This window comes from Paracoccus pacificus, assembly GCF_042680785.1.
GTDB lineage: Bacteria > Pseudomonadota > Alphaproteobacteria > Rhodobacterales > Rhodobacteraceae > Paracoccus > Paracoccus pacificus.
In genome coordinates this window covers 176936-199328 of record NZ_JBHUEN010000053.1, presented here as the reverse complement: position 1 = coordinate 199328, position 22393 = coordinate 176936, and the positions used below count along the sequence as shown (strand labels likewise).

The following is a 22393-nucleotide window of genomic DNA, read 5'->3' as shown; positions in this document are numbered from 1 at the left end:
GCGTGCGGCTCAGCCAAGCCGGCGGCAATTCCGCCGGGCGGGTTCAGAAAAACGCCTGAAGCCCGGTGATCGCGCGGCCGATGATCAGCGCGTGGACATCATGCGTGCCCTCATAGGTGTTCACCGTTTCAAGGTTCACCATGTGGCGCATGACCTGAAACTCTTCCGAAATCCCGTTACCGCCGTGCATGTCGCGCGCCATCCGCGCCGCCTCCAGCGCCTTGCCGCAATTGTTGCGCTTGACGACCGAGATCATCTCGGGCGCCGCCTGCGCCTCGTCGAGAAGACGCCCGACCCGCAGCGAGCCCTGGGCGCCCAGCGCGATCTCGGTCAGCATATTGGCCAGCTTAAGCTGGAAGATCTGGTTCTGCGCCAACGGGCGCTTGAACTGCTGACGGTCCAGCCCGTATTGCCGCGCGGCGTGCAGACAGAACTCGGCCGCGCCCAAGACACCCCATGAGATGCCATAGCGCGCCCGGTTCAGACAGCCGAAGGGGCCCTTCAGCCCCTCGACATGGGGCAAAAGCGCATCGGCGCCGACCTTGACGTCCTGAAGCACGATTTCGCCCGTGATGCTGGCCCGCAGGCTGAGCTTGCCGCCGATCTTCGGCGCCGAAAGACCCTTGGTGCCTTTGTCCAGCACAAAGCCGCGGATCTTGCCGTCATGGGCGTCGGATTTCGCCCAGACCACGAAAACATCGGCGATGGGCGAATTCGAGATCCACATTTTCGAGCCGTTCAGCACATAGCCGTCACCATCCTTGCGGGCGACGGTCTTCATCCCGGCCGGGTCCGACCCCGCATCCGGTTCGGTCAGTCCGAAGCAGCCGATCCATTCGCCCGAGGCGAGCTTTGGCAGATATTTCCGGCGCTGCTCCTCGGAGCCATAGGCATAGATCGGATACATCACCAGCGAGCTTTGCACCGACATCATGCTGCGATAGCCGCTGTCGACGCGCTCGACCTCGCGCGCGATCAGCCCGTATGAGACATAGGACGCCCCCAGACCGCCGTATTCCTCGGGGATGGTGACGCCAAGCAGGCCCATTTCGCCCATTTCGCGGAAGATCGCCGGATCGGTCTGTTCGTCGCGATAGGCGGCGATGACCCGCGGTTGCAGTTTCTGCTGGGCATAGGCGCGGGCCGCGTCGCGCAGCATCCGCTCTTCTTCGGTCAGTTGCTCATCCATCCGAAACGGGTCTTGCCAATCGAACTTGCCAAGATCGGGGGCGTCTTTCGGTTTCAGCGTGGGACGATCGGCCATCATATACTCCATCGGATGCGGTGTGGCCTATGGGATAGGACCGTGGGGCGGCGGACGCAATATCCGGCCGCAGATCATGCCCGGATGCAACAGCTTTCCGTTCACGGTCAGTTCACATGAAATTCGGGGAACCTGTCCCGCGCCCGGTTGGTTTTGCGATCAGCGAAACTCGTGATCCGCCCCGGCGGAAGGGAGATAAGGACAATGAATACCCTCAAGACCACCACCGCACTTGTCACTGCGATTTCCCTGATGCTGCCGCATTACGCGGTGGCGCAGGAGACATGTGCCGACGGCACTGCCGCGCCTTGTGCCGCCCCCACGGCCAAAGAGGCCGCGACGGCGGAAGACGCCGCCACCTCTGAAACCGAAGCCCCGGTAAAGCCGAAAGCGCCGGCAGAGGCGAAAGCCCCGGCAGAGGCGAAGGCGCCCGCCGCCAAGCCCGCGTCCGAGAAGCCGCCCGCCAAGCCGTTGGAGGCCGCGACCGACGCGGCCGAGAAAGAAGCCGCCGATCTGAAGAAAAAGCTGCAAGCCGCCGAGGATAAGGCCAAGGCTGCGGCCACGGCGGAAACCGACGCCAAGGCCAAGGCGGATGCCAAGGCCGAGGCCGATGCGCAGGCCAAGGCAGATGCGCAGGCCGAAGCGAAAGCCAAGGCTGAGGCGGACAAGAAGGCCGCGCAGGCCGACGCCGACGCCCAGAAAAAAGCCGCGCAGGAAGCGGCCGCCGCCGAAAAACAGGCAGCCCAGAAGGCCGCGGCCGAGAAAAAGGCCGAAGCCGCCGCCAAGGCCGAGTCCGAGGCCGCCGCGGCAGCCGACCTGAAGGCCAAAGCCGATGCGCAGGCCCAGGACACGCAGGCCAAGCTGGACGCCGAGGCGAAAGCAAAGGCGCAGGCCGAGGCTGAGGCCGCGAAAAAAGAGCTTGAGCAAGCCCAGGCCAAGGCTAAGGCCGCCGCCGCAGCGGACGCCGAGGCCGCCGCCAAGGCCGAGGCTGATCTGGCCGCGGCCAAGAAACGCGCCGCCGATGCGGATGCCGCCGCGAAAGCCGCCGCCACCGCTGAAACCGCCGCCACCCCCGCCCCGGTAGCCAAACCCGGCGACGCCGCCGAGAAGGCCGCCACCGCCGAGGTCGCGCCGGAAACCCGCGCCAAGGAAACCCAGGCCGCCGCCGAGGCTGCCGCCATGTCCGAGGCCCCGGTTGCCGCAGCCCTTCAGAATGATGCCAAGGGTCAGGTGGTCGAGGAAAAGGTGACCAAGGAAACCGCCCGCAGCTCGGACGAAGAGTTCCAGCGCAAGGTCGGTCAGAACCTGACCCCGGAAGAACTGGCGAAAATCCGTGAGCAGGCGGCGGCCGAAGGCGCGGCGCAGGTCAATTCCGACAGCAACGCCGACAACAAGGACGACAACAACGACAGTGGCCTGTCCAATCTGGAAAAGGCCGCGCTGCTGGGTCTGGGCGCGCTGGCGGTCGGCTCGATGCTGTCGAACAACCGCACGGTCGAATCGAACACCGGCGACCGGGTCGTGGTCGTCCGTCCCGATGGCTCGCGCGAAATCCTCAAGGATGACGCGATGCTGCTGCGCCAGCCCGGCGCAACGGTGCAGACCGAGAACTTCAACGACGGTTCGTCCCGCGTGACCGTCACGCGCGAGGACGGCAGCCAGGTCGTCACCATTCGTGACGCGAACCTGCGCGTGCTGCGCCGGACGCTGGTCTCGGCCGACGGCACCCAGACGCTGCTGATCGACGACACGACGGCGGTGGAGCCGGTGACCGTCTCGAGCCTGCCGCCCGCGATGACCGTGCAGCCGGCCAGCGTGAACATGACCGAGGATGAATTGCGCGCAGCCCTTGACCGCGAGGCTCAGGTGAACCGCAGCTTTACCCTTGGCCAGATCCGGTCGATCCCCGAGGTGCGGGCGCTGGTGGCGCCGGTCGATCTCGACTCGATCACCTTCGACACCGGCTCGGCCGCGATCAGCCCCGATCAGGCGCGGCAATTGTCGGCGCTCGGTTCGGTGATCGACGGCTATGTCAAGGAGAACCCGCGCGAGGTCTTTATGGTCGAGGGCTACACCGATGCCGTGGGCTCGCCCGGGTCGAACCTCGCCCTGTCCGACCGGCGCGCGGAATCGGTTGCTCTGGCGCTTTCGGAATATTTCGACGTGCCCCCGGAAAACCTTGTGGTTCAGGGCTATGGCGAGCAATTTCTGAAAGTCCCGACCGAGGATTCCGAACGTGCGAACCGCCGCGTCGCGGTGCGCCGGATAACCGATCTGCTGGACACCGGCCGGTAATCGCGCACCCCTGCCCGATCAATAAAGAAGGCCCCCGAAAGGGGGCCTTTTTCCATCGTGCCGGTTCGTTCGCCTGCATTCGGCGGCGGGCCGGTACGGCCGGCGGGCCGGTTTATTTCGGGGCGATCATCATCACCATCTGCCGGCCTTCCAGCTTCGGCATGGATTCCACCTTGCCCGCTTCGGCCACGTCATCGGCCACGCGGTTCAAAAGCTCTACCCCCAGTTGCTGGTGGGCCATTTCCCGGCCGCGGAACCGCAACGTGATCTTGACCTTGTCGCCTTCGTCCAGAAACTTCAGCACGCTGCGCATCTTGACGTCGTAATCATGGGTATCGGTCCCCGGACGGAACTTGATTTCCTTGATTTCGATGATCTTCTGCTTCTTGCGGGCCTCGGCCTCGCGTTTTTGCTGTTCGTATTTGAACTTGCCCAGATCCATGATCTTGCAGACGGGCGGCTCGGCGTTGGGCGAGATTTCGACCAGATCGAGCCCGGCCTCTTCGGCCAGTTGCATGGCGCGGGCGGGCGTAACGACCCCGATATTTTCACCCTCGGCGCCGATCAGGCGGATTTCGGGGGCACGGATGCGATCGTTGACGCGCGGGCCGGTATCTCTGGTGGGCGGCGCGTTATGTGGTCTACGGGCTATGGCGATACTCCTAGTGCTGCCATGGGGGGATGCATTGCAGATAGAACGGCGCGGCGCGTTGTTCAACAGCAATAGCGGGCCGGAACGCGCTTTCCCCGGCCATTGCGACCCAAGTGACACGGTATCGTGGTGAACGGCCCGGCTTTCCGCGGCGGCCGGCCTGTGGCATAGAGAAAGCGACATCAAACTGAGGATAGGCGTGATGGGTCGTTCGCTGTTGTGGATAATCATTCTTGTGGTCGTCGTTCTGGGCGGCGGCTGGCTTTACACCCAGTCCGGGGGCGATCTGAACCGGCTTCTGAGCGCGGTCGGCCTGCGCGAGGCGCCCTCGGAAAGACCGGCGGACAGCAGCGCGACCGATACCGCCGGCGATGCGCCGGTCCAGCCCGCGCCCGCGTCCTCGACCCAGCCGCCCGCCAATCAGGTGCCGGTCGACGCCGCCGGCACCGCCGCCGATGCCGCAGCCGATGCGGCCGCCATCGCGGCCGATGCGGCGGCCAACGCACGCTCGGCCGCCGACAGCGCCACCGTGCCCGCTGCCGAAAGCGCCGCCGATCAGGCCGAGGCCGCCGCCGAAGCCGCCGCGACCGCCGCCGATAACGCCGCCGCCGCCGCCGCAGAGGCCGAGGCGAAAGCCGCCGCCGGTGCCTCGACCGCCGCCGCCAATGCCGTCAACGCCGCGACCAGCGCCACGCAAGAGGCCGCAACCGCCGCCGGTCAGGCCGCCAGCGCCACCGCCGATGCCGCCGAAATAGATCAGATCCTGACCCCCGCCGGTTTTGATCTGGCCCGGGTCAGCAAGCTGATCGACGCAAGCAGCATCGCGGACGCGCAAAAAACCTCGCTCAAGGCGCTGCTGACCAGCGCCCAGTCCGATCCGACCCTGCTTGAAGCCGCGCTGCAACAGGTGAAGGCGGCGTTGAACTGACCGATGCCCGAAATCGCGCCGATCCAGACCGCGCCGACCCAGACCAGAAGCCTGCAGCAGGCGCTGAACGACAGAACCCTGGCCGGGCTGAAGGGGCCGGTCGCCGTCATCCTGATCGAGGATGACAGCGCGGTCGAGGCCACGCTCAATCATCACCTGAACTGCGGCTTCAGATCGGTGCTGGCGCTGTCGGCCCGTCCGCTTGCGCCGATGCCGGCGCTGGAGGATCCGCGCGTTCTGAACCTGAATTGCGACACGACCCGGCGCGGCGCAACGACCGAGATCATGAACCCGATCATCGCCGCCCTGCCCGCCGGCACCTGGGTCTATTACTGCTATAACGCCGAGTTTCTGTTCTATCCTTTCTCGGAAACCCGATCGGTCGGGGAATTGCTGGCTTTTCACACCGAGGAACGGCGCGATGCCATGCTGGCCTATGTCATCGACCTTTATGCCGCGGATCTGTCCCAGAACCCCGATGCGGTGAACCTGCCGCAGGCGATGTTCGACGCCAAGGGTTATTACGCGCTTGGCCGCCAGTCGGCGGATGGCGCATATCTGGAACGCCAGCAGGACTTTCTCGGCGGGCTGCGCTGGCGGTTTGAAGAACACCTGCCGCCCGACCGCCGCCGTATCGACCGGATCGCGCTGTTCCGCGCCGACAAGGGGCTGACCCTGCTGCCGGATCACCGTTTCAACATCGAGGAAATGAACACCTACGCCTGCCCGTGGCACCACAATCTGACCGCGGCCATCGCCTCGTTCAGGGTCGCCAAGGCGCTTTTGCGCAATCCCGGATCGCGCTGGCAGATCGACAGCTTCGTCTGGCGCCACTCGCATCCCTTCGAATGGAACGCACAGCAACTGATGGATAACGGGCTGATGGAGCCCGGACAGTGGTTCTGACCGGGGTTCTGATCGGGGTTCTGATCGAGATTCTGGCCGGCCGGTCGGGTGACAAGACCCCGGCACCGGGCAACCGGCACCCGATCAATCGGGCCTTTGCAAGCGCGTGCCGGCAGGCGCGGAAACCCACCTGAACTTGTCCAGCCGGATGAATGCCCCATATTCTGCCTGCGGCGTCCTGCCCTTGCGTCAGCAAGCCGCGCGATGATAGAGATTTTCGTCAAAGGAATGCGCCTCTGTATATCAGGGGGCACCAGATACAGGGCAAGATTGCATGACAGAACGTCAGACTAGCTTCGACCGGGAAGATCTGCTGCGATGCGCGCGCGGTGAACTGTTCGGTCCGGGAAACGCCCAGTTGCCCGAACCGCCGATGCTGATGATGGACCGCATCACCGACATCAGCGAGGATGGCGGCGCCAACGGCAAGGGCCATGTCACGGCGGAATTCGACATCAAGCCCGACCTGTGGTTCTTTGAATGCCACTTTCCCGGCAACCCGATCATGCCCGGCTGTCTGGGTCTTGACGGGCTGTGGCAATTGACCGGCTTCAACCTTGGCTGGCGCGGCTGGCAGGGGCGCGGCTATGCGCTTGGCGTCGGCGAGGTCAAGCTGACCGGCATGGTGCGCCCCGACCGCAAATTGCTGACTTATCACGTTGATTTCACCAAGGCCGTGCAGTCCCGCCGGCTGACCATGGGTGTGGCCGATGGCCGCGTCGAGGCCGATGGTGAAGTCATTTACCTTGTCAAAGACATGAAAGTCGCGCTTTCCGAAGCCTGACCTTTGCTATGGAGGCGATCATGCGTCGCGTCGTCATCACCGGGATCGGGATCGTCTCGCCCATCGGCAATAACGCCATCGAGGTTCTGGACAGTCTGCGCGAGGGCCGTTCCGGCATCGTCGCGGCGCCGGATTACACCGACCACGGCTTTCGCAGCCAGATCCACGGCATGCCGCAGATCGTGCTTGAGGATCACATCGACAAGCGCAACCTGCGCTTCATGGGACCGGGGGCGGCCTATAACTTCATCGCCATGGAACAGGCGATCAAGGACAGCGGGCTTGAGGAAAGCGACGTGTCCAACCCGCGCTCGGGCCTGATCATGGGCTCGGGCGGACCGTCGACCTCGAACTTCTTCGACGCCCATCAGATCGTCATCGAAAAGGGCAGCCCCAAGCGGATGGGGCCGTTCATGGTGACGCGCTGCATGTCCTCGACCAACTCGGCCTGCCTCGCGACGCCGTTCAAGATCAAGGGGGTGAACTATTCGATCACCTCGGCCTGTTCGACCAGCGCGCATTGCATCGGCAACGGGGTCGAACTGATCCAGATGGGCAAGCAGGACATCGTTTTCGCCGGCGGCGGCGAGGAACTGGACTGGACGCTGTCCTGTCTGTTCGACGCGATGGGGGCGATGTCGTCGAAATACAACGACACCCCGCAAACCGCCTCGCGCCCCTATGACGCGACGCGGGACGGTTTCGTGATCGCGGGCGGCGGCGGCGTCGTGGTGCTGGAGGAGCTGGAGCACGCGCTGGCGCGCGGCGCCAAGATCTATGCCGAGGTGACCGGTTACGGCGCCACCAGCGACGGCTATGACATGGTCGCGCCCTCGGGCGAAGGCGGCGAGCGGGCGATGAAGCTGGCACTCGCGACCCTGCCCGAGGATCGCAAGATCGGCTATATCAATTCGCACGGCACCTCGACCCCGGTGGGCGATATCGGCGAGATCAAGGCGATCCGCCGCGTCTTTGGCGAGGGTTCGACCCCGCCCGTCAGTTCCACCAAGTCGCTGACCGGCCACAGCCTTGGCGCGACCGGTGTGCATGAGGCGATCTATTCGCTGCTGATGCTGGAAAATGACTTCATCGCCGCCTCGGCCAATATCACCGAGCTTGATCCCGAAATTCACGCGGGCGAGATCGCCACCAAGCGGATCGACAACGCGGGTCTGGACTCTGTCCTGTCGAACAGCTTTGGTTTCGGCGGCACCAACGCCACCCTCGTCATGTCGAAATACCGGGATTGATTTCATGGGCGATTTGCTGAACGGAAAGCGCGGCCTTGTGATGGGGGTCGCGAATGACCGTTCCATCGCCTGGGGTATTGCAAAGGCATTGTCCGATCAGGGCGCCGAGCTGGCCTTTTCCTATCAGGGCGAGGCGTTCGGAAAGCGGGTCGAGCCGCTGGCGGCCAGTGTCGGTTCGGATTTTCTGGTCGATGTCGACGTGACCGACGATGCCTCGCTTGACGCGGCCTTCGCGGCGATCGCCGAGCGTTGGGGCAAGCTGGATTTCCTGGTCCACGCCATCGCCTTCAGCAACAAGGACGAACTGACCGGCCGGTTCGTGAACACCAGCCGGGCGAATTTCAAGCACAGCCTCGAAATCAGTTGCTATTCGCTGATCGAGGTCGCCCGCCGCGCGCATCCGCTGATGCAGAGCGGTGGCAGCATCATCACCCTGACCTATGGCGGCTCGAACCGGGTGACGCCGTTCTATAACGTCATGGGCGTGGCCAAGGCGGCGCTGGAATCGACGGTGCGCTATCTGGCCAATGACCTTGGGCCCGAGGGTATCCGCGTAAACGCAATCAGCCCCGGCCCGATGAAGACGCTGGCCGGGGCGGCGATCGGCGGCGCGCGCAAGACCTTTCGCCATACCGAGGCCAATGCGCCGCTGCGCGCCAATGCCACGCTTGAGGCCATCGGCGGCACCGCCGTCTGGCTGACCAGCGACTGGGGGGCCTGCACGACGGGCGAGATCGTTTTGGTCGACGGCGGCTATCACGTGCTGGGCATGCCGCAGTCGGAAAACCTGTGATCTGGGTATTCGACGCTTACGGCACGCTGTTCGACGTCGATGGCGCGGCCCGCGAGGCCGCCCGCGCCGATCCCGCGCTGGCGGATCTTTGGCCGGCGCTTTCCTTTGACTGGCGGCGCAAGCAGCTTGAATATTCATGGATGCGGCTGGCAACCGGGCAACATGCCGATTTCTGGCAGGTGACCTCGGATGCGCTGGATTGGGCGGCCGAGCGGCATGGCCTCACCGATACCGCCCGGCTTCTGGACCTGTACCGCCGCCTGCCCGCCTATCCCGAGGTGGCTGGGACACTGGCCGGGCTGAAGGCGCGGGGTCGGACGGCGATCTTTTCCAACGGCTCACCGGGGATGCTGCGCGCCGCGGTCGAAAGCGCCGGGCTTGCTGCGGATCTGGAGGCGCTTTTGTCGGTGGAATCCGCCGGGCGGTTCAAGCCGGCGCCCGAGGCGTACCGCGTCGTCACCGGACATTTCGCCTGCGCGCCCGCCCGGATCACCTTTGTCTCATCGAACGGCTGGGACATCTATGGCGCCGCCGCCTTCGGCTTTGATACGGTCTGGATCAACCGCGCCGGCCTGCCGGTCGATCGCCTACCTCATCGCCCCGCCCGCATTCTGAACGACCTGACGGGATTGCTGTAATGCCTCATTTCACCACCGAAGACGGCGCGCGCCTTGCCTATTCCGATCAGGGCCGGGGCCTACCGCTGCTGTGCCTTGCCGGGCTGACCCGCAACATGGCCGATTTCGACTATCTGGCGCCGCATCTGCCCGATGTGCGGTTGATCCGCATGGATTACCGCGGCCGCGGCCAGTCCGATTTCACCGGCGCCGCCACCTATACCGTCCCGCAAGAGGGAAAGGACGCGCTGGCGTTGCTGGACCATCTGGGCGTGGAAAAGGCGGCTGTTCTGGGCACGTCCCGGGGCGGTCTGATCGGGCTTTTGCTGGCCGCGGCCGCCCATGACCGGTTGCTCGGATTGTGCCTGAACGACGTCGGGCCGGTGGTCGACGGCGCGGGGCTGGACCGGATCAAGGATTACGTCGGCCGCAATCCCAGCGCCCCGACATATGAAGCCCTGGCGACGAAACAGCCCGCCAACATGCCCGGCTTCGCCAATGTCCCGGATGGCCGCTGGCTGGCCGATGCGCAAAAGCACTATGCGCAGACGGCAGAGGGCCTGCGGATCAGATATGACCCGGCGCTGCGCGATGCGTTTCTGGCGGCGTTTGAAGGCGAGCCACCGGATCTGTGGCCGCTTTGGGACGCGACCGAAGGCTTTCCAGTGGCGGTGATCCGGGGCGCCAACTCGGACCTTCTGTCAGCCGCGACCTTTCGGGAAATGCAGCGCCGCCGCCCCGACGGGATCTATGCCGAAGTGCCGGACCGCGCCCATATCCCATGGCTGGACGAGGCCGAGAGCCTTCGCGCGATCGGGGCTTGGCTGGGGCGGCTTTCAGCCTGAAACCCGCCGGGTCGCCGCAACGCTTCTGAACCGGAACATGCGCTGACCCACCGGGTTTTGACCCGAAACGGGATTGACTGCGCCAGATGTCTCGCCAAAACCTGCGGTTGCAACAACCGTGGAGTGATGAGCCGTGATTTTCAAATCCCTGTCCCGTTATGAACCGCAGATGCGCAGCATTCTTCGTATCGTCACCGCGCTTTTGTTCATGGCGCATGGCACGCAGAAGATTCTGGGCTTTCCGGCCAGCGATAGCGCCTTTCCCCCGGCCTTTTCGCTGCCCTGGACCGCCGGCATGCTGGAAGTGATCGGCGGTGCGCTGCTGATTCTCGGGCTGTTCAGCCGGCCCGTCGCATTCATCCTGTCGGGTCAGATGGCCGTCGCCTATTGGATGGCGCACGCGCCCCAAAGCCCGTTCCCGGCGTTGAATGGCGGCGACGCCGCGATCCTGTTCTGCTTTGTATTCCTGTACATCGTCTTCAGCGGCCCCGGCCCGTGGAGCATGGACAAAGCGCTCGGCCAAGACACCTGACGCCCGCCACCCGAGCATGCGATAACCGGCAGGCGGTTCAGGCCGCCTGCCCTAACGCCGGAGAAGCTCGCGCAGGACGGCGGCAGGGGCTTCCGACGACAGGGGCTGGCGGTTTATTTCCCACCAGTCGCCTTCGTCGAACGCGGGAAAAAACGTATCGGCGCCCGGGACGGTGGTGTCGACCTCGGTGATCATCAGGCGATCGGCGCGCGGCAGAAGATCGCGAAAAACCGCCTCGCCCCCCAGACCATAGATGCGGTGATACCCCTCGGCCCTGCAAAAGCCGATGGCCGTATCCAGTTCGGAAAAGACGTTTTCGGCAACGCCCGGGTCGCGGGACAGGACGCAGTTCAGCCGGTCCTTCAGCGGCCTGACCGGCAGGCTTTCCCATGTGCGGCGCCCCATGATCACCGCGCCACCCAGAGTTTCGCGCTTGAACATGCGCAAATCCTCGGAAATGTGCCACGGGATGCCGCCCGCCTTGCCGATCGCGCCGTCCCGCCCCCGGGCCACAATCAGGGTCAGCATCAGACCGCCACCGGCGCCCTGATCGCCGGATCGGGATCATAGTTCAGAAACTCGAAATCCTCGAAGCGGAAATCAAAGATCGAATCGACCTCACGCCTGATCCGCAACTGCGGCAAGGGTTTCGGGGTGCGGGCAAGCTGGGTTTTCACCTGATCCAGATGGTTCGCATAGATATGCGCATCACCGATAGTATGGATGAAATCCCCCGCCTCATACCCCGTCACATGCGCCAGCATCGCCAGCAAAAGCGCATAAGAGGCGATGTTGAACGGCACGCCGAGGAACATGTCGGCCGAGCGCTGGTATAACTGCAGATGCATCTTGCCGTTCAGGACTCGCACCTGCCACAGCGTATGACAGGGCGGCAGCGCCATTTCCGGCACCTCGCCGGGGTTCCAGGCCGAGACGATCAGGCGTCGGCTATCGGGGTTCTTGCGGATGTTTTCGACCAGATCGGCGATCTGATCGACGGAACGGGCGAAGAAAACCGGCCTGCCGTCGCTGTCCAGACCGGCCGGATCAAGCGCCGGAAAGCGTCGCCACTGATGGCCGTAAACCGGCCCGAGATCGCCGTTTTCGTCGGCCCATTCGTCCCAGATCGAGACGCCGTTTTCCTTGAGATAGGCGATATTCGTGTCACCGTTCAGAAACCACAGAAGCTCATGGATGATCGAGCGCAGATGCAGCTTTTTGGTCGTCACCAGCGGAAATCCGTCCGCCAGACGGTACCGGCTTTGCATGCCGAACATCGCGATCGTTCCGGTGCCGGTGCGGTCGGTCGAGGGTTCGCCCTGATCAAGAATGGTTCGGAGTGCCTGATGGTATTGCTGCACGCGCTGTCCTCGCCGCCCTGTGTCAGGAATATACATATCGCGCCCGGGCCGTGGCGCAACCCAACAGTTGGGGCCGATTGGGGTTTGTGGCCGCGCCCCGCACATGGCAGATTGGCGCCAGGTTATCGGCACGCGAAAGGGGTGAACATGAAGATTCGCTATCTGCACACGATGGTGCGCGTCAAGGATCTGGAGGCCTCGATGGCCTTTTTCCGGTTGCTGGGGCTGGAGGAGACCCGCCGCATCGACAATGAAACCGGCCGGTTCACGCTGGTGTTCATGGCGCCCCCCGATCAGCCCGAATGCCCGGTCGAACTGACCTATAACTGGGACGGCGATGACGGGCTGCCAAGCGACAGCCGCCATTTCGGCCATCTGGCCTATCGCGTCGGCAATATCTACGAAATGTGCCAGAAGCTGATGGACGCAGGCGTCACCATCAACCGGCCGCCGCGCGACGGGCACATGGCCTTTGTGCGCAGCCCCGACAATGTCTCGATCGAGCTTTTGCAGGAGGGCGAGCGTCTTGCCCCGGCAGAGCCGTGGGCAAGCATGGAAAATACGGGGCATTGGTGATGCCGGGCGCCTTCGGCAATGCGCGCCTACCCGGCACGGCGGCGATCGCTGCGCCTATGCTGCCCGTGGCGATGCTGCCCGTGTCGCTGTTGACGGTGGCGCTGTTGACCGTGGCGCTGTCGATCTGGGGCGCGGCTGCGCTGGCTACCCCGCTGTCGCAATCCGCCCCGCCGCCGTACCGGGCCGGGCTTGCCGCCCCGATGCCCGGCGGCGACCTGAGCACGGCCGAGGTCCCGGCCACCCCACCCGAGATCGCGGCGATCCTGACCGCCGCGCGTCGTCAGGTCGGGGTGACGAACCGCTATGATCCGGCCTATACCCGGCTGGACTTTCCCGGCGGCGACGTGCCCCCCGACCGCGGCGTCTGCACCGACGTGCTGATCCGTGCCCTGCGCGAGGGCGCGCAAATCGACCTGCAACTCGCCGTCAACCGCGACATGAGCGCCGATTTCAGCGCCTATCCCCGCAGCTGGGGGCTTAAACGCCCCGATTCGAACATCGACCATCGCCGGGTGCCGAACCTTTCGACCTTTCTGCGCCGGATCGGCGCCGAGGTGCCGGCGGGTGAAGGCCCCGAGGATTTCCAGCCCGGCGATATCGTCACCATGATGCTGCCCGGAAACCTGCCCCATATCCTTCTGGTCAGCGACAAACGCACGCCCGACGGGCAGCGGCCGCTTGTCATCCACAACATCGGCGCCGGTGCCCGCGAAGAGGACGCACTGATGCGTTTCCCCCGCACCGGGCATTACCGGCTGAATCAGGCGGCAATGGCCACGCTGCGCCGTCTTGGACAGTGGGAATACTGATCCGCCACCCCGCCGCCAGCGGATCACGGATAACGGATCGCGGATCGCGGATCAGTAGATATAGCGGATCTGATCGGACCAGAATCGTTCGATCCTCTGCCATTGCCGGTTCACGTCCTGCAACGGCGGATCGTCGAGCACGCCCGACATGGACAGCAGTTCGGCGTGCCGGCTGAACAGCGCGTCGATACGGTCGCGCACCTCTGCGCCGCGCAAGGTCAGGCTGACGCGAACCGAGCGGCGGTCCAGACTGGACCTTTCATGATGGACATAGCCCATGTCGACCAGCTTCTTCAGGTTATACGAAACATTCGAGCCCTGATACATCCCGCGCGAGCGCAATTCGCCCGCCGACACCTGCTGGCCGCCCAGATTGAACAGGATCATGCCCTGCACCGGGGTCAGGTCCTGCTGGCCCAGCCTTTCAAATTCATCCTTGACCAGATCAAGCATCAGCCGATGCAATCGTTCCAAAAGTTGTAACGCATCCAGATAGCTGCGCTGCACATCGCCCGCCGTTTCATCCGGCTCGGGCTGATTGTGGCGTGCCAAAGAGCTGCTGTGAAGGATCATGTCCGCCCCGTTTACGCGAATCGTATGGGAACAGACTGGTAGAAAAACCCGAACATTCGGTTAACCGGCGGAACGATTCCGACGATCAGATGCTGGACAGATCCTTGACGATGCGATCCAGCGCCGGTTGCAGCGTCTCGGGGCCGCCCGGGCGGCCGACGCTGCGGGCAAGGATCCACATGTAAAGATCCTGATCGTTCTCGGCCAGCAAAAGCTCGTATTCGTCCAGTTCCGCGCCGCTCAGCTCGATCAATCTGCGGCTGGCGTAATTGCCCAGAATCACGTCCATTTCCTTCATCCCGCGGCGACGGCTGCGCATGTTCAGGCGTTTCAGCCGGTTCTCACGATCATCTGAAACGGAAGTGTCGGGTTTAACGGTCAATGGTTGGGTCACGATGGCTTGCCTTGCTTGTCTTGGCCAAGCCCGAAGCCTATGACAGTTGCGCCACGGGATCAAACGGACAACACGGTCATGGGATTTCTTTCCGATACGCTGGCGCGGGTCAAACCCTCGCCCACCATCGCGATCACCAATCAGGCGCGCGAACTTGCCGCCGAGGGACGCGACATCATCAGCCTTTCGGCGGGTGAACCCGATTTCGACACCCCCGAACATATCCGCGAGGCCGCCAAGGCCGCCATCGACGCGGGCCACACCCGCTATACTGCCGTCGACGGCATCCCCGAGCTGAAGCGGGCGATCTGCGCGAAATTCAAGCGCGACAACGGGCTGGACTACAAGCCGTCGCAGATCACCGTCGGGACCGGCGGCAAACAGATCCTGTACAATGCGCTGATCGCCACCCTGAACCCCGGCGACGAGGTGATCATCCCCGCGCCCTACTGGGTCAGCTATCCCGACATGGTGCTGCTGGCCGGGGGCACGCCGGTGATCGTCGAGGCCGGTATGGAAAACGGCTACAAGATCTCGGCCGAACAGCTTGAGGCCGCGATCACGCCCCGGACGAAATGGGTGATCCTGAATTCGCCCTCGAACCCGACCGGGGCCGGCTATACCCGCGACGACATGAAAAAGCTGACCGATGTGCTGATGCGTCATCCGCAGGTCTGGGTGCTGACCGATGACATCTATGAACATCTGGTATTCGGCGATTTCAAATTCGTCACCCCGGCCGAGGTCGAACCGGGTCTGATCGACCGCACCCTGACCGTGAACGGGGTCAGCAAAAGCTATGCGATGACCGGCTGGCGGATCGGTTATGCCGGCGGCCCCGAGGCGCTGATCAAGGCGATGGGCAAGGTGCAGTCGCAATCGACCTCGAACCCGACCTCGATCAGCCAATATGCCGCGCTTGCCGCGCTGAACGGCCCGCAGGACTTCATCCCGGAAAGCCGGGCGGTGTTCCAGCGCCGCCGTGATCTGGTGGTCTCGGGACTGAACCAGTGCGAAGGCATCGAATGCCCGGTGCCGGATGGCGCCTTCTATGTCTATCCCTCGATCCGAGGGCTGATCGGCAAGACCTCGGCCAAGGGCGTGAAGATCACCGATGACGCGGCGTTCGCGACCGCGCTCTTGGACGAAACCGGCGTGGCGGTGGTGTTCGGCGCGGCCTTCGGCCTCAGCCCGCATTTCCGCATCAGCTATGCGACCTCGGACGAGGTATTGCAGGACGCGATCGGGCGCATCCGTTCCTTCTGCGGCGGTTTGACCTAGGAACCCGTCCGGCGGCAAGGCGTTCTGAAACTGTCTGTAAGGAGTTACATGATGCTGTCCCACAACGCTTTTGTCGCCGTCGCCGACGGCGAAAACGCCACGATCTTCCGCAACACCGCCCGCATCGGCATCGAGCTGGAAGAGGTCGAGCGGTTCACGCCCGCCTCGCTGGCCAACCATTCGGGATCGGACCTGCCCGAGGGCGCATCGCCCAAGCAGGAGGACGAGGCGACATTTGCCCGTCTGCTGGTCGCACATCTGAACAAGCTGGCGATCGCGCATAAGTTCGAGGAACTGGCGATCATTGCGGCGCCGGTGACGCTGGGGTCGATGCGCAAACATTACCACAAGGAGCTGGAGCACCGGATCGTCAAGGAGGTGCCCAAATCCATGACCCACGCCAGTCTGGCCGAGATCGCCAAGGCCGTGGACTGACAGCGCGCGCGGGATACGGATAAAACGGAAATGCAGGCGGCCTCGATGGCCGCCTGTTTCATGCCCGGGTGCGGATCACCACAGATGGCGGCGCAGCGCGTCCCCGCCATCGTTCAGCGTCCGGCAGGCGCCGCTGCACCCCTCATAGATGTCCGAGAGACCCGAAAGGCCGATGTCGCGGCGCAGATGATCGGGGATCTCTTCCAGCGAAACGCGGGGCTGCATCAGATCCGTGCTGGTTCTCATCCGAATCGGCACCGGCTCGCACTAAGCTTCGGCACCCAGCTGCATGACCTTCGGCACCACGAGCCACGGGAGCGCCACTCGCAGCGTTAGCGAAGGCGAGAAGCGCGGAGACCTCAGCTATCGCAGCGGTTCTCGCCTTCGCGGTTATGGAAAGCTGCGACGAAGAAAGGGCGGAGAGCCGCCTGACGACAGTGCGGCACAGCAGCCGCAGCGCAACCAAGAAGCGGACAGTGATGTGGTGCGCTGGGACGTCACCGTCTCCTGCCCTTTCGAGGGAGAGCCGACCTGTGTCATTGCGTCGTTAAGCCTGCGGCAATCTGCACTAGCTGCCATCCGGGACCGCCGCTGTTCAGCCCCCAAATCGCTTGGCAACGGGTTTCTGATTGATGTAATTGGTGAAGCAGCACCCATACTGCGAGTTCGCCTATAGTAAGGTGACCGCTAGAGATCAATTGGGCGACGAACTGAGTGGATTCTTGAATGATTTATGTCGCGATTGATGGCAATGACATCGGCAGAAAGCTTGCAAGCAGCTACCTTGCCAATCGCGTTGATAACCTCAAGGCCACCAAAGACTTGATCGATCTCAAAACAAGAAAGATTTCGGATTTGCTCTCAAGCTTGGGTTATGATGTTTTCTTTTGTGCTGCAGATGGTGTGGCCGGCGCCCTGAAGGCGGACCAAATAGATACATCCTCATTGTATCAGGAAATAGAAATCATCGGCGGCGATGAGATTTCCTTTTCCGTCGGAGTTGGTAAATCTCTGCGCGAATCATACGTAGCACTTCTTTACGCAAAAAGCACGGGAAAGGCTCGTGTTTGCGAGTTCAACTTTATTGACGGCGATGTTTAGAGTCATAAACTTCACATATTTACTCCGCTACGTCGCGATTGCGACTGCCACTTTGAGTATCCTTGCTTACTGGGGTGCTGAGAAAATACTGCAGATTGAATTGCCGATTGCGCGTCTTTTTTCTGTTGCGCCGTGGGTGGCGCTAATTATTATTCTTTTCATCACAACGAATTCAACCTCGCGAGCAACTTGGAGGCTGCTTAATAAATTGAATTCCTCCCTTTATCCTGACTTAAATGGAACATGGGAAGGAGAGATCGATATTGAAGAGGGGCAGAAAATTCCGGCAAGAGCTGTAATTAGGCAAAATCTTATTGAGGTACAAATCGACCTCCATACAGCGACGTCAAAATCTTTGACACTTGAAACCACCCCCGTGATCGCAGCGGGGCAATTTAAGCTTTACTATACTTATCGTTCAACCCCTTCAAACCTGACTTGACCATCTTATACGGGATCTACAATTTTGGATGTGCGCAATGCTGCTCTCAAGGCGCCGCAAAATTTGGAACTGTCGGGCTACTACTACACCGATAGAAAAACCTGCGGTCGAATAAAATTGAGGCAAACCTCTGCCAAGACGGACGTGGAAGTGTCCTACTATTAGTATTATTACATGCAGGTTTTAGGATACCACGGCGCGGCAGGGAGCCGCGCAAGACCTCTGGTTTGGTTTCCGCGACCGTCCGCCAATGGACATGATATCCACGCACATTTGGGAGATGTGAGAACTCATTGCGCGACCTCTGCGCCAGCGCGTCCACCCCATCACCGGCAGCATAAGCCGCACGCTCGACAGCCGGAACATCAGGAAACCCGTCGCTCCATTTCCGAACCAACGCCCAGGAAGTCCTTCACTACATGATGCCCCGCACTTTCCACCAAAGACCTTGCTATGCCGGGCAACTCATCTATAGCCCGCCGAACATCGTCCATTTCGATCCAAGTTGCGGTTTCTGGAGCATCCAGGCGAAGGACCTGATCTTTCCCGACCAAAAGATATGCCTGGCCCAGAGCGTTGTGTGACTGGGATCGCATCGCAGCAGCGTAGAACCCAGAGGCCCAGAGCAGACGGCCACCAAATTGCAGGCGGCGGCTTGCCCTGAACCTGGTTTGCCCGGTGCCTAAACTCACGATTCGGACCTGACGCCGTTCAATGTCAAAGCACGAAAGGGCATCGACGAGCGCGACCATGACGGGGTTGTTGGCCCAAACTCCCCCATCGATGAATGTATATCCATCGCGTTTGATTGCCGAGAAAAACGTCGGCGCAGCGGCAGTCGACACCCCTACATCGACCAACTTCTCATACTGGTCTCGCTTGTAATCCGGATGATGCGGAGTCTTGAAAATGTAGGGCTCGCCGTAGCGGCCTTCAAAAGCGGGGATACAGAGCGGCACCTTCGATGAACCCAGCAAATTGGTCTGAAAAATACGGCGAAGTTCATTTTCCAGCGCCGTTCTGTTGTACCCATACATAGCCAGTTGCCGAAGGCGCCGAAGCCATCTGGTCAAACGATTGCCTTGTGGAAAAATCATGTCACCGCGCTCAATGTAGACCTTGGAGATTTCCTGTGCGGACATCCCTTGGCCTAAACCAAGAGCGATGATACCGCCGGTCGAGGTACCCGCGATAAGGTCGAAATGTTGACCTATCGGTTCGCCACCAAGGTACCTTTTCTCAATCTCGGCGAGCACCAAGGTTGGCAGCAGACCAAGGATGCCGCCGCCGTCAATGGACAGAATTTTGAATGGTTTGTTTGTTGGCCAAGGCTGAGCAACACGCTGAGTTTGCTTGGTTCCGTCCGAGCGACGCGGAACCGTATGATCATAGTCGTTGTCACGCGGCATCTTTCGGGTCCTCTTGAGTCATGTGTCTTCCCCCGCCATGCCAACGGCCAGTGGCCTCCCAGAGTTCATAACACGCCAGCCATCTTGCGGCCCACGGGACGGTGGTTCTGGCAATAGACATAGATGGGTTCCACTCGTTGGCCATCGGGTCGAACAAACAAAGCGGGGAAAGGCGGTAATCTGGTCCCTCGAAGTAGACATGGGGCAGCGGTGCCTCGTCGCCAGCGTTGAAATTCAAGACCAAAGATGGCCGCAGAACGCGCACAACGGGAAAAAGGCGGTGACGCTGAACAAGACCTGGAATGGGCAGACCATACTCGATGGACAGGGTGAAAGCTCGCTCGAGCCCCTTGAGCGGCCCGAACCAGATAACAGAGTTCGGGCCAAGCCCACGTGCCACCTCAAACTGCGGCCAGACATGGGCCATGTCCTGCACCTGGGATAGCAGGGATTTCAGCTTTTTGACCATTTTGTGCCGTAGAAGGTATTGCGGGGCGCCGCAGGTTTGGCGGAGACGAGGGTTGGTGCCGCCAGGATTCCTCCAGTTGCGCCCAGAAGGTGAGTGCCCGATCTTACGGACTGGCCCATTTCGACGGCGAATTCATCAACGACTCGCCTGGCGACCGTTTCACCAAACATGTCCTCCAGCGTCTTGGCCCGGTCTTTGAAAGACCGACGATCGTCGAAAAGCTCCGCCAGCTGTTGCAAAAGCAGGCGCATATCGCCAATCAGGAGGTCTTGGTCAGTGTGGTCTACTGGCCACCGATCCGTGAAAACATCGCCCCGGCATACGGGGTTCTCGACATGAAGCAACTCGCCGACGCTTTTTGCCCGGATCAAACGGTCCAGAATGTGTTCGGCAATAACTTTAAGATTTTGCCCAATTGTCCTTCCGGCCTCGGCGACCTCCAGTGACAGGCAACTGAACATGACCGATGCCGGCATCCGACGATTCCGAGGCAGCCACCGGATGTTGCGGTTACGCTTGAGCAGTTGCAACGCAACGGTTACGGCAGATTTTCCGCCAACAGTCGTCGAATGGACTGGAACCGGGACCGAGTCAGCGTCCTTCATCATGACTTGCAGCTGCAAATCAGCATCTCTCACCAAGCGGCCATAGTCCTCAGCAAACATCTGGTCGATGGGGCATCGCTCATTGTAATGGGCGACAAACCCAAAGCAATTGGTCAAGATCGTCGTATCTTTCCAGCGCGGCTCTTCCAGTTTGGAGTGAAAGATATAGCTGCGGCGCGGATCCCGTTCGTCCAGCAAAACTGCTGGCGAAAGGTCAAGATGCATGCCGTCGGCGTAGTACACCGTGACGCACCGGCTCTGCCGTTCCGTGCAATCATAGTAGCGCGAACCGGGCTCGCCACGCATGGCTTCATACAAGAGGTCAAGGACCTGGGCCGGCGTCAGACTGCCCCTTCCAAGCAGCTCGACGATGATGTCGATGTCGAAGCCCTCTTGCCGAAACTTCGCTCGGATCGTTGCTCCAATCGCCACTGAGCCTTGCTGGTAGAACAGGCGGATCAGTCCCTTCAGCGGGCTGCCTTCCCGTTCTAGATGCTTTTCGATGGCTGCCTTCCGTTGCACCATCAAGGCGTGCTGGCTTGGCGGCAGCTCTATCTTGATAGCGGTGGATGCGAGCAAGCGCTCACCAATCAGGGCGAACGGGCGAAAGTTTCCGAAGGTTGGTTTGTTCATCTTCTCCGCCTTCTGGCTGTTTCAGACGCTACATGGTGGGGTACGATCACTAAGGTCGCCAACATCTGGACGAAGTGCGAGAAGTTAGAACGCAGTATATCGCTACTCCGAACAAGATGCGACTCGGTGCCGCGCTTGTCAAGGAAGAAAAATGCGCCTAGTCTGAACTTGGGGCGCTAGGAGGATGTACCTTGACCACACCGATGGGTGGCAGGATCAATGCCGCGAGAAAAGCTAAGGGTTTTACCTTGGACCAGCTGGCCGAAAAGTCAGGCTGCAGCAAGAGCTACATCTGGGAGTTGGAGAACAAGAACCCACCCAGACCCTCAGCGGACAAGCTTGCATCGATAGCCGAAGCCCTGGGAACGACGGTGGATGTGCTGATCGGGACGCCTATCAACAACGTTGCCGATCTAAAGCCAGAAGACAAAGTTTTCTTTCGAAAGTTCAGCGGTCTTGATCCTGCAAAGCAGGATACGATCCGCAAGATGATTGACCTTTGGGATGATTGAGCAAATGGGCCCGGAGCGATGGGCGAACAAGATTACCCTCATGCTGAACGCTGTCCACGGCCCGGATCGTTTTCCTGTCGATGTGGAACGTTTAGCTGTGGAATACTCAAGCAACGTGTTTCCAAATGACCCCATCACCAAAATTGTGCCAAGGGACTTCCCCGACTTTGACGGAATCTTGCGGAAAGGCAACGGACAGGGGGAAGGATGGCGGATCGGATATTCCACACGAATAACGTCACGCGGACGTATTCGCTTCACCATCGCTCATGAATTTGGCCACTATCTAGTGCATCGTCTGAAATACCCAGATGGCGTCTCATGTACTCCAGAAGATCTTGCAATTTGGGACAGCGAATACAACAGAGTCGAAGCCGAAGCGAACCTCTTCGCAGCATCGCTTCTCATGCCGCTTGATGCCTTCCGTCGAGCCATTCCTGATAGTATGGATGCCACGTTCTCGGACCTGAATGAAGTGGCACGACAATTTGGTGTTTCCCTGACTGCGGCGACCCTACGGTGGCTTGGCTATACACAAAAACGAGCCTTGCTGGTCGTTTCCAAGGATGATTTCGTCCTCTGGTCGAAACCAAGCAGACCTGCGTTGCGCTCCGGGGCATTCATAAGGACTGCTGGTCTTTCGCCGAAGGCAGTTCCCCCTGCATCACCGATCCGATGTAATCCGAACTATGCGGACATCGATGATCCGGTCAGACATCGTCCTGGTATTTGGTTGAATGAGGAAGTGCTCGAATATCCGCTCGTGATCGATCAATACGAATTGGGCATGTCGCTACTTCTGCTCCAAAATGCTTCTCCTGTTGCAGAGATTGACGAAGAACCGGTGGAAGACGCTTTTGATCATTTCATGAAACCCAACCAGAGGTGAGCCTTCGCTTGGTCGCGCTGCGACACTTGTGGAATAGC

27 protein-coding genes are annotated in these 22393 nt (G+C 61.5%); 17 read left to right on the top strand and 10 right to left on the bottom strand.

Going from position 1 to position 22393, the window contains the following annotated elements; all coding sequences use genetic code 11:
• Positions 1–43: 43 nt before the first annotated feature.
• Positions 44–1264, bottom strand: a complete 1221-nt coding sequence (locus ACFSCT_RS19185) for an acyl-CoA dehydrogenase (RefSeq protein ID WP_379145497.1) — start codon at positions 1262–1264, stop codon at positions 44–46.
• Positions 1265–1468: 204 nt separating this feature from the next.
• Here ACFSCT_RS19185 and ACFSCT_RS19180 point away from each other — a divergent pair, with 204 nt between their 5' ends.
• Entirely contained in the window at positions 1469–3559 is a 2091-nt protein-coding gene (locus tag ACFSCT_RS19180; RefSeq protein ID WP_379145494.1) for an OmpA family protein, read from the top strand.
• Between the two features lie 112 nt (positions 3560–3671).
• Here the strand turns inward: ACFSCT_RS19180 and infC are convergent, their stop codons facing one another.
• Positions 3672–4283, bottom strand: coding sequence for a translation initiation factor IF-3 (gene infC, locus ACFSCT_RS19175; protein WP_465263189.1), 612 nt, complete (start codon positions 4281–4283; stop codon positions 3672–3674).
• Between the two features lie 130 nt (positions 4284–4413).
• Between infC and ACFSCT_RS19170 the strand changes: the two genes are divergently transcribed.
• From ACFSCT_RS19170 to ACFSCT_RS19135, 8 genes are all read left to right on the top strand, one after another.
• Complete coding sequence (locus ACFSCT_RS19170) at positions 4414–5139, top strand: hypothetical protein (RefSeq protein ID WP_379145492.1); 726 nt, start codon at positions 4414–4416, stop codon at positions 5137–5139.
• A gap of 3 nt (positions 5140–5142) precedes the next feature.
• The gene (locus ACFSCT_RS19165; RefSeq protein ID WP_379145491.1) at positions 5143–6045 is read left to right on the top strand and encodes a glycosyltransferase family 2 protein; all 903 of its coding nucleotides are present in this window, start codon (positions 5143–5145) and stop codon (positions 6043–6045) included.
• Between the two features lie 274 nt (positions 6046–6319).
• Entirely contained in the window at positions 6320–6829 is a 510-nt protein-coding gene (fabA, locus tag ACFSCT_RS19160; RefSeq protein WP_379145490.1) for a bifunctional 3-hydroxydecanoyl-ACP dehydratase/trans-2-decenoyl-ACP isomerase, read from the top strand.
• A 20-nt stretch (positions 6830–6849) separates the two neighbouring features.
• Positions 6850–8079, top strand: a complete 1230-nt coding sequence (gene fabB, locus ACFSCT_RS19155; RefSeq protein WP_379145489.1) for a beta-ketoacyl-ACP synthase I — start codon at positions 6850–6852, stop codon at positions 8077–8079.
• 4 nt (positions 8080–8083) lie between these two features.
• On the top strand, positions 8084–8872 hold the full coding sequence (locus tag ACFSCT_RS19150) for an enoyl-ACP reductase FabI (protein WP_379145487.1): 789 nt from the start codon (positions 8084–8086) through the stop codon (positions 8870–8872).
• On the top strand, positions 8869–9510 hold the full coding sequence (locus ACFSCT_RS19145; RefSeq protein ID WP_379145485.1) for a haloacid dehalogenase type II: 642 nt from the start codon (positions 8869–8871) through the stop codon (positions 9508–9510). Before ACFSCT_RS19150 ends, ACFSCT_RS19145 begins: the two co-directional genes overlap by 4 nt.
• Positions 9510–10334, top strand: coding sequence for an alpha/beta fold hydrolase (locus ACFSCT_RS19140; protein WP_379145484.1), 825 nt, complete (start codon positions 9510–9512; stop codon positions 10332–10334). Before ACFSCT_RS19145 ends, ACFSCT_RS19140 begins: the two co-directional genes overlap by 1 nt.
• Positions 10335–10503: 169 nt before the next feature.
• Entirely contained in the window at positions 10504–10866 is a 363-nt protein-coding gene (locus ACFSCT_RS19135) for a DoxX family protein (RefSeq protein WP_379145482.1), read from the top strand.
• Between the two features lie 51 nt (positions 10867–10917).
• Here ACFSCT_RS19135 and ACFSCT_RS19130 read toward each other — a convergent pair whose 3' ends face one another.
• Together ACFSCT_RS19130 and ACFSCT_RS19125 are read right to left on the bottom strand one after the other, a co-directional pair.
• Positions 10918–11394, bottom strand: coding sequence for a dihydrofolate reductase (locus ACFSCT_RS19130; protein ID WP_379145481.1), 477 nt, complete (start codon positions 11392–11394; stop codon positions 10918–10920).
• The gene (locus ACFSCT_RS19125) at positions 11394–12227 is read right to left on the bottom strand and encodes a thymidylate synthase (protein ID WP_379145478.1); all 834 of its coding nucleotides are present in this window, start codon (positions 12225–12227) and stop codon (positions 11394–11396) included. The genes ACFSCT_RS19130 and ACFSCT_RS19125 overlap by 1 nt, the downstream gene beginning before the upstream one ends.
• A gap of 147 nt (positions 12228–12374) precedes the next feature.
• On the opposite strand from ACFSCT_RS19125, the gene ACFSCT_RS19120 reads away from it, so the two are divergent.
• On the top strand, positions 12375–12803 hold the full coding sequence (locus ACFSCT_RS19120) for a VOC family protein (RefSeq protein ID WP_379145476.1): 429 nt from the start codon (positions 12375–12377) through the stop codon (positions 12801–12803).
• Positions 12803–13612 carry a DUF1287 domain-containing protein gene (locus ACFSCT_RS19115; RefSeq protein ID WP_379145475.1) on the top strand — a complete coding sequence of 270 codons (810 nt, stop codon included), beginning with the start codon at positions 12803–12805 and terminating at the stop codon, positions 13610–13612. The genes ACFSCT_RS19120 and ACFSCT_RS19115 overlap by 1 nt, the downstream gene beginning before the upstream one ends.
• A 51-nt stretch (positions 13613–13663) precedes the next feature.
• On the opposite strand, the gene ACFSCT_RS19110 is transcribed toward ACFSCT_RS19115, so the two are convergent.
• Both ACFSCT_RS19110 and ACFSCT_RS19105 read right to left on the bottom strand, forming a co-directional pair.
• Positions 13664–14185, bottom strand: a complete 522-nt coding sequence (locus ACFSCT_RS19110; protein WP_379145473.1) for a MarR family winged helix-turn-helix transcriptional regulator — start codon at positions 14183–14185, stop codon at positions 13664–13666.
• Positions 14186–14270: 85 nt separating this feature from the next.
• The gene (locus tag ACFSCT_RS19105; RefSeq protein ID WP_379145472.1) at positions 14271–14504 is read right to left on the bottom strand and encodes a succinate dehydrogenase assembly factor 2; all 234 of its coding nucleotides are present in this window, start codon (positions 14502–14504) and stop codon (positions 14271–14273) included.
• A 153-nt stretch (positions 14505–14657) separates the two neighbouring features.
• Between ACFSCT_RS19105 and ACFSCT_RS19100 the strand changes: the two genes are divergently transcribed.
• Together ACFSCT_RS19100 and ACFSCT_RS19095 are read left to right on the top strand one after the other, a co-directional pair.
• On the top strand, positions 14658–15860 hold the full coding sequence (locus ACFSCT_RS19100; protein ID WP_379145470.1) for a pyridoxal phosphate-dependent aminotransferase: 1203 nt from the start codon (positions 14658–14660) through the stop codon (positions 15858–15860).
• Between the two features lie 48 nt (positions 15861–15908).
• A complete protein-coding gene (locus ACFSCT_RS19095) occupies positions 15909–16295 on the top strand; it encodes a baeRF12 domain-containing protein (RefSeq protein WP_379145467.1) in 387 nt (128 codons plus the stop codon).
• A 75-nt stretch (positions 16296–16370) separates the two neighbouring features.
• On the opposite strand, the gene ACFSCT_RS19090 is transcribed toward ACFSCT_RS19095, so the two are convergent.
• The gene (locus ACFSCT_RS19090) at positions 16371–16541 is read right to left on the bottom strand and encodes a hypothetical protein (protein ID WP_379145465.1); all 171 of its coding nucleotides are present in this window, start codon (positions 16539–16541) and stop codon (positions 16371–16373) included.
• 480 nt (positions 16542–17021) lie between these two features.
• Between ACFSCT_RS19090 and ACFSCT_RS19085 the strand changes: the two genes are divergently transcribed.
• Positions 17022–17396 carry a mCpol domain-containing protein gene (locus tag ACFSCT_RS19085; protein WP_379145463.1) on the top strand — a complete coding sequence of 125 codons (375 nt, stop codon included), beginning with the start codon at positions 17022–17024 and terminating at the stop codon, positions 17394–17396.
• On the top strand, positions 17359–17838 hold the full coding sequence (locus tag ACFSCT_RS19080; protein WP_379145462.1) for a Cap15 family cyclic dinucleotide receptor domain-containing protein: 480 nt from the start codon (positions 17359–17361) through the stop codon (positions 17836–17838). Before ACFSCT_RS19085 ends, ACFSCT_RS19080 begins: the two co-directional genes overlap by 38 nt.
• Positions 17839–18203: 365 nt before the next feature.
• Here ACFSCT_RS19080 and ACFSCT_RS19075 read toward each other — a convergent pair whose 3' ends face one another.
• The 3 genes from ACFSCT_RS19075 to ACFSCT_RS19065 are packed head-to-tail and all read right to left on the bottom strand — an operon-like array spanning position 18204 to position 20954.
• Positions 18204–19247: a CBASS cGAMP-activated phospholipase gene (locus ACFSCT_RS19075; protein WP_379145460.1), complete on the bottom strand. Its 1044-nt coding sequence runs from the start codon at positions 19245–19247 to the stop codon at positions 18204–18206.
• A complete protein-coding gene (locus tag ACFSCT_RS19070) occupies positions 19237–19716 on the bottom strand; it encodes a type II CBASS E2 protein (RefSeq protein ID WP_379145457.1) in 480 nt (159 codons plus the stop codon). The genes ACFSCT_RS19075 and ACFSCT_RS19070 overlap by 11 nt, the downstream gene beginning before the upstream one ends.
• Positions 19701–20954, bottom strand: a complete 1254-nt coding sequence (locus ACFSCT_RS19065; protein ID WP_379145455.1) for a nucleotidyltransferase domain-containing protein — start codon at positions 20952–20954, stop codon at positions 19701–19703. The genes ACFSCT_RS19070 and ACFSCT_RS19065 overlap by 16 nt, the downstream gene beginning before the upstream one ends.
• Positions 20955–21145: 191 nt before the next feature.
• Here ACFSCT_RS19065 and ACFSCT_RS19060 point away from each other — a divergent pair, with 191 nt between their 5' ends.
• Positions 21146–21466, top strand: a complete 321-nt coding sequence (locus ACFSCT_RS19060) for a helix-turn-helix domain-containing protein (RefSeq protein ID WP_379145453.1) — start codon at positions 21146–21148, stop codon at positions 21464–21466.
• Between the two features lie 40 nt (positions 21467–21506).
• Complete coding sequence (locus tag ACFSCT_RS19055; protein ID WP_379145451.1) at positions 21507–22355, top strand: ImmA/IrrE family metallo-endopeptidase; 849 nt, start codon at positions 21507–21509, stop codon at positions 22353–22355.
• Positions 22356–22393 lie beyond the last annotated feature (38 nt).